Source organism: Streptomyces sp. A0958 (genome assembly GCF_004795035.1).
GTDB lineage: Bacteria > Actinomycetota > Actinomycetes > Streptomycetales > Streptomycetaceae > Streptomyces.
The window spans coordinates 325,503-341,450 of the sequence record NZ_SSBK01000001.1 but is presented as its reverse complement, the minus strand read 5'-3'; the positions used below and the strand labels follow the sequence as shown (position 1 = coordinate 341,450).

The 15,948-nt window shown below is 71.5% G+C and carries 15 protein-coding genes; 9 read left to right on the top strand and 6 right to left on the bottom strand.

Annotation, left to right across the window (positions count from 1 at the left end; genetic code table 11):
- Positions 1-31: 31 nt before the first annotated feature.
- Genes E6P78_RS01715 through E6P78_RS01695 form a run of 5 tightly spaced genes read right to left on the bottom strand, consistent with a single transcriptional unit; the run spans position 32 to position 3,870 of the window.
- Positions 32-697: an NADH-quinone oxidoreductase subunit I gene (locus tag E6P78_RS01715; RefSeq protein WP_136201686.1), complete on the bottom strand. Its 666-nt coding sequence runs from the start codon at positions 695-697 to the stop codon at positions 32-34.
- Positions 697-1,665: a complex I subunit 1 family protein gene (locus tag E6P78_RS01710; RefSeq protein WP_136201685.1), complete on the bottom strand. Its 969-nt coding sequence runs from the start codon at positions 1,663-1,665 to the stop codon at positions 697-699. The genes E6P78_RS01715 and E6P78_RS01710 overlap by 1 nt, the downstream gene beginning before the upstream one ends.
- Positions 1,662-2,828, bottom strand: a complete 1,167-nt coding sequence (locus E6P78_RS01705; protein ID WP_136201684.1) for an NADH-quinone oxidoreductase subunit C — start codon at positions 2,826-2,828, stop codon at positions 1,662-1,664. Before E6P78_RS01705 ends, E6P78_RS01710 begins: the two co-directional genes overlap by 4 nt.
- Positions 2,825-3,466 (bottom strand): NADH-quinone oxidoreductase subunit B, encoded by a 642-nt coding sequence (locus E6P78_RS01700; protein ID WP_136201683.1) that lies wholly within the window; start codon positions 3,464-3,466, stop codon positions 2,825-2,827. Before E6P78_RS01700 ends, E6P78_RS01705 begins: the two co-directional genes overlap by 4 nt.
- Positions 3,457-3,870: an NADH-quinone oxidoreductase subunit A gene (locus E6P78_RS01695; protein WP_136201777.1), complete on the bottom strand. Its 414-nt coding sequence runs from the start codon at positions 3,868-3,870 to the stop codon at positions 3,457-3,459. The genes E6P78_RS01700 and E6P78_RS01695 overlap by 10 nt, the downstream gene beginning before the upstream one ends.
- 279 nt (positions 3,871-4,149) lie before the next feature.
- Between E6P78_RS01695 and E6P78_RS01690 the strand changes: the two genes are divergently transcribed.
- The 9 genes from E6P78_RS01690 to E6P78_RS01650 all read left to right on the top strand — a co-directional run bounded on the left by E6P78_RS01690 (position 4,150) and on the right by E6P78_RS01650 (position 15,256).
- Positions 4,150-5,361, top strand: coding sequence for a sensor histidine kinase (locus E6P78_RS01690; protein WP_206307689.1), 1,212 nt, complete (start codon positions 4,150-4,152; stop codon positions 5,359-5,361).
- Between the two features lie 140 nt (positions 5,362-5,501).
- A complete protein-coding gene (locus tag E6P78_RS01685) occupies positions 5,502-6,857 on the top strand; it encodes a sensor histidine kinase (protein WP_136201682.1) in 1,356 nt (451 codons plus the stop codon).
- Between the two features lie 168 nt (positions 6,858-7,025).
- The gene (locus tag E6P78_RS01680; RefSeq protein ID WP_026171285.1) at positions 7,026-7,685 is read left to right on the top strand and encodes a response regulator transcription factor; all 660 of its coding nucleotides are present in this window, start codon (positions 7,026-7,028) and stop codon (positions 7,683-7,685) included.
- Positions 7,686-7,967: 282 nt separating this feature from the next.
- Positions 7,968-9,923 (top strand): 2-oxoacid:acceptor oxidoreductase subunit alpha, encoded by a 1,956-nt coding sequence (locus tag E6P78_RS01675; RefSeq protein ID WP_136201681.1) that lies wholly within the window; start codon positions 7,968-7,970, stop codon positions 9,921-9,923.
- Positions 9,916-10,974 (top strand): 2-oxoacid:ferredoxin oxidoreductase subunit beta, encoded by a 1,059-nt coding sequence (locus tag E6P78_RS01670; protein WP_136201680.1) that lies wholly within the window; start codon positions 9,916-9,918, stop codon positions 10,972-10,974. Before E6P78_RS01675 ends, E6P78_RS01670 begins: the two co-directional genes overlap by 8 nt.
- A 179-nt stretch (positions 10,975-11,153) precedes the next feature.
- On the top strand, positions 11,154-12,020 hold the full coding sequence (locus E6P78_RS01665; protein WP_136201679.1) for an SDR family oxidoreductase: 867 nt from the start codon (positions 11,154-11,156) through the stop codon (positions 12,018-12,020).
- Between the two features lie 138 nt (positions 12,021-12,158).
- Positions 12,159-13,136 carry an EamA family transporter RarD gene (rarD, locus tag E6P78_RS01660; RefSeq protein WP_136201678.1) on the top strand — a complete coding sequence of 326 codons (978 nt, stop codon included), beginning with the start codon at positions 12,159-12,161 and terminating at the stop codon, positions 13,134-13,136.
- A gap of 66 nt (positions 13,137-13,202) precedes the next feature.
- Entirely contained in the window at positions 13,203-14,813 is a 1,611-nt protein-coding gene (locus E6P78_RS01655; RefSeq protein WP_136201677.1) for an FAD-dependent monooxygenase, read from the top strand.
- Entirely contained in the window at positions 14,801-15,256 is a 456-nt protein-coding gene (locus E6P78_RS01650; protein WP_136201676.1) for a VOC family protein, read from the top strand. Before E6P78_RS01655 ends, E6P78_RS01650 begins: the two co-directional genes overlap by 13 nt.
- A gap of 245 nt (positions 15,257-15,501) precedes the next feature.
- On the opposite strand, the gene E6P78_RS01645 is transcribed toward E6P78_RS01650, so the two are convergent.
- Positions 15,502-15,900 (bottom strand): hypothetical protein, encoded by a 399-nt coding sequence (locus E6P78_RS01645; RefSeq protein WP_009062502.1) that lies wholly within the window; start codon positions 15,898-15,900, stop codon positions 15,502-15,504.
- Positions 15,901-15,948: the final 48 nt, after the last annotated feature.

The window sequence follows — 15,948 nt, the reverse complement described above, 5'->3', positions numbered from 1 at the left end:
GTGAGGCCCGGGACGGCTCCGAGGGCGGTGATCACTCCTGGTCCTCCTGCGCGGCTTCCTGCGCCTGCGCGGCTTCCTGCTCACGCGCGGCTTCTTGCGCCTGCGCGGCTTCTTGCGCCTGCGCGGCTTCTTGCGCCTGCGCGGCTTCTTGCGCCTGCGCGGCTTCCTGCTCCTGCTGGGCGCGGAGCTTGTCGGCCGTCTTGCGGGCGGCGGCGATCTCCTTCGGTTCCTCGGCGCGCGGGTCGAGCGCGGGCGGCTCCGGGACCGTCCACATCCAATCGCGGAGCTTGTCGCGCTCGTGGGTGAGTTCGAGGATGTCCGTTTCCGCGTACTCGAACTCCGGCGACCAGAACAGCGCGTCGAACGGGCACACCTCGATGCAGATGCCGCAGTACATGCAGAGCGAGAAGTCGATCGCGAAGCGGTCCAGCACGTTGCGGCTGCGCTCACGGCCGCCGGGGGCCGCGGCGGGCACGGTCTCCTTGTGGGAGTCGATGTAGATGCACCAGTCCGGGCACTCCCGGGCGCAGAGCATGCAGACCGTGCAGTTCTCCTCGAACAGCGCGATGACGCCCCGGGAGCGGGGCGGGAGTTCGGGCTGCACGTCCGGGTACTGGGCGGTGACGGTCTTCTTCGTCATCGTCCGCAGGGTGACGGCGAGGCCCTTGGCCAGGCCTGAGCCGGGGATCGGGGGCACTAGTTGATCGCCACCTTCACGATGCCGGTGAGCGCGATCTGCGCGAGAGCGAGCGGGATGAGTGTGGTCCAGGCGAGCTTCTGCAACTGGTCCTCGCGCAGACGCGGGTAGCTCACGCGCAGCCAGATCACGAGGAACGCGAGGATGCCGGTCTTCAGCAGGGTCCAGACCCAGCCGAGTCCGTCGGCGCCCATCGGGCCGTGCCAGCCGCCGAGGAACAGGACGGTGGTCAGCCCGCACAGCACGACGATGCCCGCGTACTCGGCGAGCAGGAACAGTGCGAAGCGCAGGCCCGTGTACTCGGTGTACGCGCCGAAGATGATCTCCGAGTCGGCGACCGGCATGTCGAAGGGCGGGCGCTGGAGTTCGGCGAGCCCGGCCACGAAGAAGACCAGGGCGCCGATGATCTGCCACGGCAGCCACCACCACTCGAACGCGTCGAGGATGCCGGGGAGCGAAACCGTGCCGGCCGCCATCGCCACCGAGGCGGCGGCGAGCAGCATCGGCAGCTCGTACGCGAGCAGTTGGGCGGCGGTGCGGAGGCCGCCGAGCAGGGAGAACTTGTTGGCCGACGCCCAGCCGGCCATCAGCGAGCCGAGTACGCCGACGCCCATCACCGCGAGCACGAAGAAGATGCCCGCGTCGACGACCTGGCCGACCGCGCCCTCCCCCGGTCCGATCGGGATCACGACGAGCACGAGCAGGTACGGGAGCAGCGCGACGGCCGGCGCGAGCCGGAAGACCTTGCGGTCGGCGCCCGCCGGGACGATGTCTTCCTTCTGCGCGAACTTCACGCCGTCCGCGACGAGCTGGGCCCAGCCGTGGAAGCCGCCCGCGTACATCGGGCCCAGGCGGCCCTGCATGTGGGCCATCACCTTGTGTTCGGTCTGGCCGACGACGAGGGGGAGGACCATGAAGACCGCGAAGACGATGACGAGGCGGAGGGCGACGTCCAGTGCGTCGTTCACTCGGGATCGCCTCCGGTCGGGGTGTCGTCGGGGGTGGGGTCGGTTTCGGGCGCGGGGCCCGTGGGGGTGGGGTCGGTTTCGGGTGCGGGGGCGGTGGGGGGTTCGCTGCGCTGGGCTTCTCCCCTACCCGCCCCTTCCCGAACCGGGGGCTCCGCCCCCGGGCCCCCGCTCCTCGAACGCCGGAGGGGCTGGGAAGAGGGCTGGGAAGGGGGCTGGGATGCGTCGTCGGCCTCCGGGGACTCGTCGAACGCCGGGCGCGCGTTGTGCCACGGCGCTTCCGCGGCCGGGGTCTCCCGAACGGCCTCCGGCGCCTCCGCCCCCCGCTGGCTCGCCGAGCCCTGCGACGCGCTGCGGCTGCGGCGCGGCGGGGTGGCCGGGGCGCCCGGTGTCGCCTCGCCCGCGGTACGGGACCGGCGCGGCGGGGCAGCCGGTGCGCCGCCCTGCTCGCCCGTCCCCGACGTCCCCGGCGCCTCCGGCCTCGTCGGCGTCGCCTCGCCCGCCGTGCGGGTCCGGCGCGGAGGGCGGTCGCCCGCGGCCCTCGCCGTGCGGGCGGGGCGGGTGGGGGCCGGGGGGAGCTGGCCCTTGAGGGGGCCCCACTCGTTCGGGTCGGGGACGCCCGGGGGGAGCATCGTGCGGCGCTTCGGGCCGCCGTGTTCCGACTCGCCCGGCTCCTTCGCGCCCGGCCAGGCCTTCGCCACTCGGGCCGCCAGGACGAAGTCCTTGCGCAGGGGGTGGCCCTCGAAGCCCTCGGGGAGGAGCAGCGGGACGAGGTGCGGGTGGTCCGCGAAGTCGATGCCGAACATCTCGTGGGTCTCGCGCTCGTGCCAGGCGGCTCCGGCGTAGACGCCGATCGCGGTGGGCAGCGCGGCCGCCTCGTGCGGGACGGTCGTACGGATCAGCAGCCGGCGTACGCCGGAGCCCGCCGCCGGGAGCGCGGCGACGTGCGCGCAGACCCGGAAGCCGGTGCCCGGCTCGTCCACCGCGCTCAGCCAGTCGAAGTAGGTGCAGCCGAGCCCGTCGCGCGCCGTTTCCAGGGCGGCGATCCAGGAGGCGGGCGGCACGTCGACGGTCAGCAGGTCAAAGGCCCGCTCCGCCGTGGCGTCGTCGCCGAAGAGTTCCGTGACGGCGTCCGGCAGTCGGTCGAAGGAGGTCTCGGCGGTCACTTGCCCTCGCCCTCCCCGGGAGCGGCCGGCGGGGTCACCAGGCCGCTGCGCAGGGCTGCCGTGGAGGGGCGGTCGCCGGGGGCCGTCGCGTAACGCTCCCCCAGCGACTCGCGGGCGATCTTCTCCTGGAGCTTCAGGATGCCCTGGAGCAGGGCCTCGGGCCGGGGCGGGCAGCCGGGTACGTACACGTCGACCGGGATGATCTGGTCGACGCCCTTCGTCACGGAGTACGAGTCCCAGTACGGGCCGCCGCAGTTGGAGCAGGCGCCGAAGGAGATGACGTACTTGGGCTCGGGCATCTGCTCGTACAGGCGCTTGACCGCCGGGGCCATCTTGTCCGTCACCGTGCCGGAGACGATCATGAGGTCGGCCTGGCGGGGTCCGGGCGCGAACGGGATGACGCCCAGCCGGATGAAGTCGTGGCGGGCCATGGAGGCGGCGATGAATTCGATGGCGCAGCAGGCGAGTCCGAAGTTGAAGACCCAGAGGCTGTAGCGGCGGCCCCAGTTGAGGACCACCTTCATCGGCTCCGGGGCGAGCCGGGACAGTACGCCCAGGCGCTTCGGTTCCGGGAGGAACGTGGGTACGGCGGCGGGTTCGGCCCCCGCTTCGGCGGACGACGGGCTCGTCACGTCCATTCGAGGACGCCCTTCTTCCATGCGTAGAGCAGTCCCACGGCCAGGAAACCGAGGAAAATGAACATTTCCACGAGCGTCGTCGCGCCGTATCCGGGTGCGGCGAAGACGGTCGCCCAGGGGAAGAGGAAGATCGAGTCGACGGCGAAGATCACGTACAGGAAGGCGTAGACGTAGTAGCGGACCTGGGTGTGCGCCCAGCCCTCCCCCACGGGGTCCACGCCGCACTCGTACGTGAGGAGTTTCTCCGGCGTCGGGACCACGGGGCGCAGCAGCCGGCCGGCGCCGAAGGCGACCGCGACGAACAGGACGCCGACGACGGCGAGCAGTCCGACGACCGAGTAGCTGTGGAAGTAGTCCGACGCGAGCACGGCCGGCGCCGGTGCCGGTCCCGGCGGGTTCGCCACGTCCGGAAGTTCCGACGGGCCCGGCAGGTACGCCGCGCCCGGAAGGTCCGTCACGTCGGCCACGTCCGCCCCCTCGCTCCCTCAAACCGTTCGACGATCTGTACGCACGGGAGTCTAGGCCCTGTAAAGGACGGGTAAGCAGTTGCGTCGGGCAACGAACGGGGTTGGGCGGGGTCGGGCGGGACAACGGGGTCGGGCGGGGCACGGTGGGGATATCCCTACTCCGCCTCACCCACGAGCCCCATGGCATCCGCAGGTCCCGCCCGGCAGGCTGGTCGTATGACCATGAGCCCCCAGGTGCCCTCCAACGACGGGCCGCCTCCTGTCCGCTTCGCCTTCGGCCGGTGGACGTGGAAGGAGGTCGCGCACCTCCTCGCCAACTTTCCGATGGCGGTCGTCGGATTTGTTTACACAGTGTTGATGATCAGCGTCGGCGTGGGCCTCGCGGTCACCGTGGTCGGGCTGCCCCTGCTAGCCGCCGGGTTGCAGGGTGCCCGGCTGATCGGGCGGGCCGAGCGGGGCCGTGCGCGCAAGCTGCTGGGGGTGCGGGTCGAGGAGCCGAGTCCGGTGGCCCGGGCACGCCGGGAGGAGGGGTTCTTCGCCTGGCTGTGGTCGAGCCTGATGGACCCGGTGGCCTGGCGGGCGGCGCTGTACTCGTTCATGCGGCTGCCGTGGGGCATCCTCACCTTCGTGGTGACGCTCCTGTGCCTCGTGCTGTGGCCGGCGCTCCCCTATACGTCGCGGTTCCTGGCCAACGCGGACCGGGCCATGGTGCGCGGCCTGCTCTCCCCCTCCGACGACCTCGAACGCCGCATCGCCGAGTTGGAGTCGGACCGGGGCGTGGTGGTCGACACGGCCGCCGCCGACCTGCGCCGCATCGAGCGCGACCTGCACGACGGGGCGCAGGCCCGGCTCGTCGCCCTCGCCATGGGTCTGGGCCTGGCCAAGGAGAAGCTGGCCGACGACCCGGAGGCCGCGGCGAAGATGGTCGACGAGGCCCACGGCGAGGTCAAGGTCGCCCTCCAGGAACTGCGCGACCTGGCACGCGGCATCCACCCGGCCGTCCTCACCGACCGCGGCCTGGACGCCGCCCTGTCCGCCATCGCCTCCCGCTGCACCGTCCCGGTCACCGTACGGGTGGATCTGCCGGGGCGGCCGGCCCAGGCCATCGAGGGCATCGCGTACTTCACCGTCTCCGAACTCCTCCAGAACGTCAGCAAGCACAGCGGGGCCCGTACGGCGTCCGTCGACGTGTGGCGCACGGGCGACCGGCTGATGCTCCAGGTCTGCGACGACGGGCGGGGCGGGGCCTCGATGGACGGCGGTACGGGGATGGCGGGGCTCGCGGAGCGGCTGGACGCCGTCGACGGGGTCTTCGTCCTGGTCTCCCCCGCCGGCGGCCCGACGACCGTCACCGCCGAGCTGCCCTGGCGCGACCGGGAGACCGAGAAGAGCGCGGCCGGCGGGCACACCTCAGGGCCCAGGAGGTAGGGGAAACCCCCGGTCCGAGACGGATACCGGCCTGATGGTGCGCCGGCGCGCGACCCAGCACTCTTGAATCAGAACGCACAGACAGCACGCACGCACAGCCCCGGACGACGCGGACGCAGAAGAAGAAACGGACGGAACCCATGGCCACGGCATACGGACCGGACACACGTGACCCCCAGCGGTCGGGAAGCGGTTCCGGGGAGCGCCCGGCGACTCGGCGCGTCCTGCCGGCCGCGCTGCGAGCCCCTCTGGAGGCCAGGACCTGGCGCGAGTTCTGCTACCTCCTGCTGAGCCTGCCGATCAGCATCGTGCTCTTCGCCTTCGCGATCACCATGGTCTCGCTGGGGGCCGGACTGCTCGTCACCTTCCTGGGGATTCCGGTGCTGGCGGCCGGTCTGGTCATGTGCCGGGGCTTCGGGATGGTGGAGCGGACCCGGGCGCGGGCCCTGCTGAAGCTGGACGTGGCCGACCCGGCTCCGGCGCGCGGCCGGACCGGCGGGCTGATGTCCTGGGTCGGGGCGGTCCTGAAGAGCGGGGTGTCCTGGCGCCACCTGCTCTACTCGCTGCTGCACTTCCCGTGGGCGGTCTTCGCCTTCTGCGTCTCGCTCACGGTGTGGGCCTGGGGCTGGGCGGCCCTCAGCTACCCGCTGTGGCACTGGGCCGTTCCCTCGCACACGGGCGTCCGGGGGATTCAGCTGTACGGGGACTCCACGCACGAGGTCTATCTGGACTCGCCCCTGGATCTGGCCCTCACCAGCGTGCTGGGTCTGGTCGTCGTCCTGCTGTCGGCGTGGGTGATCCGGGGTCTGGCCGCGGTGGACCGGCTGATGGTGGCCGGGCTGCTGGGCCCGTCCCGGCTGGCGACCCGCGTCACGGAGCTGGAGTCGGACCGGGGCGTGGTCGTGGACACGGCCGCCGCCGACCTGCGCCGCATCGAGCGCGACCTGCACGACGGGGCGCAGGCCCGGCTCGTCGCCCTCGCCATGGACCTGGGGCTCGCGAAGGAGAAGCTGACCGCCGACCCCGAGGCCGCAGCGAAGATGGTCGACGAGGCCCACGGCGAGGTCAAGGTCGCCCTCCAGGAACTGCGCGACCTGGCACGCGGCATCCACCCGGCCGTCCTCACCGACCGCGGCCTGGACGCCGCCCTCTCCGCCATCGCCTCCCGCTGCACGGTCCCCGTCACGGTCGAGGTGGACCTGGCGTCCCGGCCGGCGCAGGCCATCGAGGGCATCGCGTACTTCACCGTCTCCGAACTCCTCCAGAACGTCAGCAAGCACTCCGGCGCCACCCACGCCTCGGTCGACGTGTGGCGTACGGAGGACCGGCTGCTGCTCCAGGTGACCGACGACGGCCACGGGGGCGCCGACCTGACGGCGGGCAGTGGTCTCGCCGGGCTGACCGAGCGGCTGGACGCCGTGGACGGGGTCCTGGTGGTCGACTCCCCGGTGGGCGGCCCGACCAAGGTGACCGCCGAGCTGCCCTGGCGCGGCTGACCGGAAACCTGCGGTTAGTCATTCGTACCGCCCCGGGGGGAGCCTCCCCCCGGGGCGCGGTCAACCCCGCGCGCGCTCGCGACGTCACTGCCGTTACTGGGATGCTGGACGGCATACGGATCACAAGAGCGAGCAGGTGGGGGAATCAGCGTCGTGGTGGAGGACAGGGTGCGCGTGGTCATCGCCGAGGATTCGGTACTGCTCCGGGAGGGACTGACCCGGCTGCTGACCGATCTCGGGCATGACGTCGTCGCGGGCGTGGGGGACGCGGAGGCGCTGATCAAGACGATCGGCGACCTCGCCGGGCAGGACGCGCTGCCCGATGTGGTGGTCGCGGACGTGCGGATGCCGCCGACCCACACCGACGAGGGCGTACGGGCGGCGGTGCGGCTGCGCAGGGACTACCCGGGGATCGGGGTGCTGGTCCTGTCGCAGTACGTGGAGGAGCAGTACGCCACCGAGCTGCTGGCCGGGTCCAGCCGGGGTGTGGGGTATCTGCTGAAGGACCGGGTCGCCGAGGTCCGGGAGTTCGTGGACGCGGTGGTGCGGGTGGCGCAGGGCGGTACGGCGCTGGACCCCGAGGTGGTGGCGCAGCTGCTGGGCCGCAGCCGCAAGCAGGACGTGCTGGCGGGGCTGACGCCGCGCGAGCGGGAGGTGCTGGGGCTGATGGCGGAGGGGCGTACGAACTCCGCGGTGGCCAAGCAGCTGGTGGTGAGCGACGGGGCGGTGGAGAAGCATGTCAGCAACATCTTCCAGAAGCTGGGGCTGGCCCCGAGCGAGGGCGACCACCGGCGAGTTCTCGCCGTACTGACCTATCTGAACTCCTGACACCGGCGACGGACCTCCCACACAGCTGACGGTCTGTCAGACTGAAGATGCCGGATGTCCCCAGCGAGGGTCCAACGGGGAACGAGGCCGCTGGTGAATCATGACGGAGCAGCGCCGGGAATCGTCCGGGAAACGTCTCACCATCTTGATATGAAGCGTCTCGAAATGCCGTCCACCATGTGATCGGTCAGAGGAAGGCGACCCTTACAGACGTAGGGTGGGGCTGGGGACCTCCGGCGGGCCGGACGGTTCCGAGCCGCCGCGCCGAGGGAGGTCCAGTAAGTGACCAGCCAGGTCAGTAGCCCAGCGGAACAGGCCGACGAGGCCAGTGACGCGCTCGTAGGGGGACAGCGTGACCCCCAGTCCGCAGCCGGATCAACCGGTGGCAAAGAGGTCCGCCGTCTGGACCGGGTGATCATCCGCTTCGCGGGTGACTCGGGTGACGGCATGCAGCTCACGGGGGACCGGTTCACCTCCGAGACGGCGTCCTTCGGGAACGACCTCTCCACGCTGCCCAACTTCCCCGCCGAGATCCGCGCCCCCGCAGGCACCCTGCCGGGGGTCTCGTCGTTCCAGCTGCATTTCGCCGACCACGACATCCTGACCCCGGGCGACGCGCCGAACGTGCTGGTGGCGATGAACCCGGCGGCGCTCAAGGCGAACATCGCCGATGTGCCGCGCGGGGCCGAAATCATCGTGAACACCGATGAATTCACCAAGCGGCCGATGGCGAAGGTGGGCTACGAGACCAGCCCGCTGGAGGACGGCTCGCTGGAGGCGTACAACGTCCATCCGGTGCCGCTGACCACGCTCACCATCGAGGCGCTGAAGGGGTTCGAGCTCTCCCGCAAGGAGGCCGGGCGCTCCAAGAACATGTTCGCGCTGGGGCTGCTGTCCTGGATGTACCACCGGCCGACCGAGGGCACCGAGGCGTTCCTGCGGGCCAAGTTCGCCAAGAAGCCGCAGATCGCCGAGGCGAACGTGGCCGCGTTCCGGGCCGGCTGGAACTTCGGCGAGACCACCGAGGACTTCGCCGTCAGCTACGAGGTGGCCCCGGCCTCGCAGGCCTTCCCCACCGGCACGTACCGCAACATCTCGGGGAACCTCGCCCTGTCCTACGGGCTGATCGCCGCCGGCCGGCAGGCGGACCTGCCGGTGTACCTCGGCTCGTACCCGATCACCCCGGCCTCCGACATCCTGCACGAGCTGAGCCGGCACAAGAACTTCGGCGTGCGCACCTTCCAGGCCGAGGACGAGATCGCGGGCATCGGCGCCGCGCTGGGCGCCGCGTTCGGCGGGTCGCTCGCCGTGACGACCACGTCAGGGCCGGGTGTCGCACTGAAGTCGGAGACCATCGGCCTCGCGGTCTCCCTGGAACTGCCGCTGCTCATCATCGACATCCAGCGCGGCGGCCCGTCCACCGGGCTGCCCACCAAGACCGAGCAGGCCGACCTGCTCCAGGCGATGTACGGGCGCAACGGCGAGGCCCCGGTGCCGATCGTGGCCCCCAGGACCCCGGCCGACTGCTTCGACGCGGCCCTGGACGCGGCCCGGATCGCCCTGACCTACCGCACCCCGGTCTTCCTGCTCTCCGACGGGTACCTGGCCAACGGCTCCGAGCCCTGGCGCATCCCGGAGCTCGACCAGCTCCCGGACCTGCGCGTCCAGTTCGCGGGCGGCCCGAACCACGAACTGGCCGACGGCACCGAGGTGTTCTGGCCGTACAAGCGCGACCCGCAGACGCTCGCCCGCCCCTGGGCCGTCCCCGGCACGCCGGGTCTCGAACACCGCATCGGCGGCATCGAGAAGCAGGACGGCACCGGCAACATCTCGTACGACCCCGCCAACCACGACTTCATGGTCCGCACCCGCCAGGCCAAGGTGGACGGCATCGAGGTCCCGGACCTGGAGGTGGACGACCTGGCGGAGGCGAGGACCCTCGTGCTGGGCTGGGGCTCGACGTACGGCCCCATCACCGCCGCCGTCCGCCGGCTGCGCGCCGCCGGACGCCCCATCGCCCAGGCCCACCTGCGCCACATCAACCCGTTCCCGCGGAATCTCGGCGAGGTGCTGAAGCGTTACGACAAGGTGGTCGTCCCCGAGATGAACCTCGGGCAGCTGGCCACGCTCATCCGGGCCAAGTACCTGGTGGACGCGCACAGTTACACCCAGGTCAACGGCATGCCGTTCAAGGCCGAGCAGCTGGCGACAGCCCTTGAGGAGGCCATCGATGCCTGAGACGAACGAACTGCTCCAGCTGGTGCCCAAGGCCGAGGCGAAGCAGTCCATGAAGGACTTCAAGTCCGACCAGGAAGTGCGCTGGTGCCCCGGCTGCGGTGACTACGCGGTCCTCGCCGCCGTGCAGGGCTTCATGCCCGACCTCGGTCTGGCGAAGGAGAACATCGTCTTCATCTCCGGCATCGGCTGCTCCTCCCGTTTCCCGTACTACATGAACACCTACGGGATGCACTCGATCCACGGCCGCGCCCCCTCCATCGCGACGGGCCTCGCCACCTCGCGGCGCGACCTGTCGGTCTGGGTCGTCACGGGTGACGGCGACGCGCTGTCCATCGGCGGCAACCACCTGATCCACGCCCTGCGCCGCAATGTGAACCTGAAGATCCTGCTGTTCAACAACCGGATCTACGGGCTGACCAAGGGCCAGTACTCCCCCACCTCCGAGGTGGGCAAGATCACCAAGTCGACGCCGATGGGCTCGCTGGACGCCCCGTTCAACCCGGTGTCGCTGGCGATCGGCGCGGAGGCGTCGTTCGTCGCCCGTACCGTCGACTCCGACCGCAAGCACCTCACGAGCGTGCTGCGCGCCGCCGCCGACCACCCCGGCACGGCGCTGGTGGAGATCTACCAGAACTGCAACATCTTCAACGACGGCGCTTTCGAGGTCCTGAAGGACAAGGAGCAGGCCCAGGAGGCGGTGATCCGCCTGGAGCACGGGCAGCCGATCGTCTTCGGGGCCGACGGCACCAAGGGTGTCGTACGGGACTCGCTGACCGGGGACCTTCAGGTGGTCGCGGTCACCGAGGAGAACAAGTCGCAGATCCTCGTCCACGACGCGCACGCCCCGAGCCCGACGACGGCGTTCGCCCTGTCGCGGCTCGCCGACGCGGACACCCTGCACCACACCCCGATCGGGGTGCTGCGCAGCGTGGAGCGGCCGGTGTACGACACGAAGATGGCGGAGCAGCTGGACGCGGCCGTGGAGCGGGACGGCAAGGGCGACCTGGCCGCGCTGCTCGCGGGCAACGACAACTGGACGGTGGTCGGCTGACCCGCCGGCCCCCGTAACGCTGAAGCGCGCCGGTCACGCCCCTCGCGGGCGTGACCGGCGCGCTTTCGTGTGTTCGCCCACCCGGTTCATCCTCCCGGTTCACCATTCCCTAGCACTATCTTTTAGTTAGCGCATTCCGTAGGGTGGCGCAAGAGAAGCGAAGACAGAGGAGAGACCCCATGAGCATCGTCGTCACCGGAGCCACCGGAGCACTCGGCCGACTCGTCGTCGAGCACCTGCTGACCACCGCCGCCGTCCCCGCGAGCGAGATCGCGGCCGTAGTCCGCGACAAGGAGAAGGCCGCCGGCCTCGCCGCCCGGGGCGTCGAGCTGCGCATCGCCGACTACGACCGGCCCGAGACCCTGGCCGAGGCGTTCCGGCCCGGCGACCGGGTGCTGCTCATCTCCGGCAACGCGGTCGGCAGCCGGGTCGCCCAGCACACCGCGGTCATCGACGCGGCGAAGGCGGCGGGGGTGGCGCAGCTCGCGTACACCGGCATTCTCGGCGGGCCCGAGGCGGACTTCACCCTGGCCGACGAGCACAGGGCGACCGAGCAGCTGATCCTCGACTCCGGCCTGCCGTACACGTTCCTGCGCAACGGCTGGTACACGGAGAACCTCACCGACAACCTGGCCCCCGTCCTGGCACACGGCGCGGTCGTCGCCAACGCGGGCGAGGGCCGGATCGCCTCCGCCACCCGCGACGACTACGCCGCCGCGGCCGCCGCCGTCCTGGCCGGCGAGGGCCACCTGAACCGCGCGTACGAGCTGAGCGGGGACACCGCCTGGTCGTACGCCGAGTACGCGGCCCAGGTCGCGAAGGCCACCGGCAAGGAGATCGCGCACCGGGACGTCCCGGCCGCCGCGCACCAGGAGATCCTGACCGGTGCCGGGGTGCCGGAGGGCTTCGCGGCGATCCTGGTCGACGTGGACGAGGCGGTGCGGCGCGGGCGGCTGGCCGGGACCAGCGGCGAGCTGGCCCGTCTGATCGGCCGCCCGACGACCCCGCTGGCCGACACCGTCGCCGCCGCGGTCGCCGCACTGTAGGGCGCACCCTTCGGCCCCCGGGTCCGGTGTCATGACCGTCTGACGATACGGCTATGACATCGGGCCCTGTCGGCGTTACCTTCGTCTGGTTGACGGTCGTACGACAGACATACGACAGAGATCCGCCAGGAGGGGCCCGTGAAGGGGACGAATGACCAGCGGGCCGGGCTCCTGTCCGGGTTCACCGCGTACGGCATGTGGGGGATCGTCCCGCTGTTCTGGCCGCTGCTGAAGCCCGCCGGCGCGATCGAGATCCTGGCCCACCGCATGGTGTGGTCGCTCGGCGTGGTGGCAATCCTGCTGCTCGTGCTGCGGCGCTGGTCCTGGATCGGCCCGCTGCTGCGCCAGCCTCGCAAGCTGGGGCTGCTCACCCTCGCGGCGGCGGTGATCACCGTCAACTGGGGTCTGTACATCTGGTCCGTGAACAACGGCCATGTCGTCGAGGCCTCGCTCGGCTACTTCATCAACCCGCTGGTCACCATCGGCATGGGCGTTCTGCTCCTGGGCGAACGGCTGCGCCCGGCGCAGTGGGTGGCGGTCGGCACCGGCATCGCGGCGGTGCTGGTGCTGGCGATCGGCTACGGGAAGCCGCCGTGGATCTCGCTGGTCCTGGCGTTCTCGTTCGCGACGTACGGCCTGGTCAAGAAGAAGGTCGACATGGGCGGCCTGGAATCGCTCACCGCCGAGACCGCCGTGCTCTTCGTGCCCGCGCTCGGTTATCTGCTGTGGCTGAGCGCCCGGGGCGAGTCGACCTTCACCTCGGACGGCGCCGGACACGCGGCGCTGCTCGCGGCGACCGGTGTCGTCACGGCCGTGCCGCTGATCCTGTTCGGGGCCGCCGCGATCCGGGTACCGCTCTCGACGCTCGGGCTGCTCCAGTACCTGGCCCCGGTCTTCCAGTTCCTCCTGGGCATCGTGTACTTCCACGAGGAGATGCCGCCGGAGCGGTGGGCCGGGTTCGGCCTGGTCTGGGTGGCCCTCGCCCTGCTGACCTGGGACGCGCTGCGGACGTCCCGCCGTACGAGGGTGCAGGCGCAGGCGGCCCGGCTGGCCGCGACGGCGACGGCCGCCCCGGCGGGCCCGGACCGCACGGAGACCAGCACAAGCGCAACCTAGTTGCTTTTTTAACTCGGTTACGTTTCCCTTGGGTCCACGGTAATCCGACCGGACCCAGGAGTACGCATGCCCGCGCCCGCACCCCCGATCCCCGTCCTCGTCGTCGGCTCAGGCCCCACCGGACTGACCCTGGCCATCGACCTCGCCCGCCGGGGCGTCGGCGTACGGATCATCGACAAGTCCGCGCGGTTCCCCCGCAGCTCGCGCGCCAAGGGCCCCAACCCGCGCTCCCTGGAGGTCCTGGAGGACCTCGGGGTCATCGACGCGGTCCTGGCCGCCGGGGCCGCGCCACTGCCGATGCGCAAGTACCGGGGCGGGGTGGCGATCGCCGACGCCGAGCCGTACGCGGGCCTGCGGCCGACCCCGGACGCCCCCTACGACCGCCCCCGGATGATCGCCCAATGGCAGCTGGAGGAGGTGCTGCGGGCCCGGCTCGCGGAGTACGGCGTACGCGTCGAACTCGGCTCCGAACTCGTGGCACTGGCCGAGGGCGAGGCATCCGTGACCGCCACGCTGGCCGGTGGCGGCCGGATCGAGGCGTCGTACGTGGCCGGCTGCGACGGCGGCCACAGCGCGGTGCGCAAGCTGCTCGGCATCCCGTTCGAGGGGAGGACGGCCGAGACGCAGCAGATGGTGTGCGGGGACGTCGAGATCGAGGGGTTGGACCGCGGGTTCTGGCACCAGTGGTTCGACGAGGACGGCGCCGTGATGCTCTGCCCGATCCCCGGCACCCGGTCGGGCTGGTGGTTCCAGGCCGGCCCCGAGACCGACGCCTCCGGCGCCCCGGTACCCCCGTCGCTCGCCGGGTTCCGCCGCCTCTTCGCCAAGCACACCGGTCTGCCCGGCGACCGCCTCACCGAGGCGACACTGCTCTCCACATACCGGGTCAACGAGCGCATGGCCGCGCGCTACCGGGTGGGCCGGGCCTTCCTCGCCGGGGACGCGGCGCACGTGCACTCGATCGCGGGCGGCCTCGGCATGAACACCGGCATCCAGGACGCGTACAACCTGGGCTGGAAGCTCGCCCGGGTCGTCTCCGGGCTCGCCGGACCCGCCCTGCTCGACACGTACGAGGAGGAGCGGCTGCCCGTCGCCGCCGAGGTCCTGGACATCAGCGGGCAGCGGCTGCGGGCCACGCTCGAAGCGATCAGGAAGCCGGGCGGCGGGCTCGACTCGGCGGTCGGCCCCGGCACCAACGGCCTGGGCGGCGGCTACCGCTGGAGCTCCCTGGCCGCCTCCCCGCTCGCCACATCCCGCCTCCGGCCGGGCGACCGCGCCCCCGACGCGCCCTGCCGCGACGCGACGACCGGCGCCCCCATCCGCCTCTTCGATGCCTTCGCCGGCCCGCACTTCACCCTGCTCGGCTTCGGTACGGGCACGACCCGGGCGCTCCGGGAGGCGACTGCGGCCCACGGCGAGGACCTGCGGGCGTACGGGGTGGACGCGCCCGGCCCGTACGAGCCGGGCCATCACGCGGGCGGGCCGTACGGGCTGGCCGACCACGCGGGCCACGCCCGTTCGGCATACGGCATCGGCCCGGACGACGACCTGCTGGTCCTGGTCCGCCCGGACAACCACGTCGGCCTGATCGCCCGGTCCGACGACGGACGGGCCGTTGCGGAGATCGCGGCGCACCTGGGCGGAATCCCCTATTCCGGGACAGAATGCCGATCATGACTCTTGAGTGGAAAGTCGTCATCGACGCGGCCGACCCGCACGCTCAGGCCGGCTTCTGGTCCCAGGCCCTCGGCTACGAGATCGAGGACAACAGCCCCCTGATCGAACGCCTCCTGGGCACCGGTGCCGTACCGGAAACGCTCACCACGACCGCCCACGGCCGCCGCGCCTGGCTCGACCTGGCGGCCGTACGGCACCCTGACGACCCGTACGACCAGGACAGCGGCACCGGTCACGGCCGCCGGCTCCTCTTCCAGCGCGTACCGGAGCCGAAGACGGTGAAGAACCGCCTCCACCTGGACCTCCACGCGGGCCCGGACCGCCGCGACGCGGAGGTGGCCCGCCTGGAGACCCTGGGCGCGAAGGTCCAGCGCAAGGCCGAGGAGCCGGGCGGCACGTGGACGGTGCTCACGGACCCCGACACGTCTGACTACCAGTTCTAAGCATACGGGCTGGTCCGCAGCAACAACAGAGCCCCGTCCGGCACTTGGCCGAACGGGGCTTCCGCGTCTCTGTGCGCCTTCCTAGCGCTCTCTCGTCTCCTCCGTGGGGCTCGGCTCCGGCGCGTGCTTCGGGCAGCCGTACAGGGTCACCCCGGGGCCGCTCTGCCTTTCGATGTACCGGAGCGGTCGCGGGGTGTCGGTCCACTTCTTGCAGACCGCACAGACGGCCCCCCGGTGCTCGGCGGTCATGCGGTCACCCCCACGGCGGCGAACTGGTCGTTCTCGTAGCGGTAGACAGGGGAGTCCGGGGCGCCGATGGCAGCGCGGACCAACGCGCGTTGCCGCTCGCGGATCACCCGGAGCCGGACCGTGTGGGACGGGTCGTTCTCCCACGCTCGGTAGTACGGCCGGATGGGGTCCAAGTCGTCCGGTCGGGGGCGGATGGTGCGTGCGAGGACGTGCGCGGGAACGGTCACGTCCATGTGATGGACACAGAACCGGTGAGGCTCGGGGCGGGCGGCGGCGAGGAATTCGGCGGAGTGCCGTCCGGGGCGGCGGGGCGTCTTCTTCGGACGGGGGTTGATCAGGTACCACAGCGCCGCTGCGGCGGGGGCGAAGGAAAGCAGGGCGATAAACTCGCGCACGGTCGGTCAGCTCCCTAAAGCTGGTCGGCTGAGCCCCGGCGGACCGCT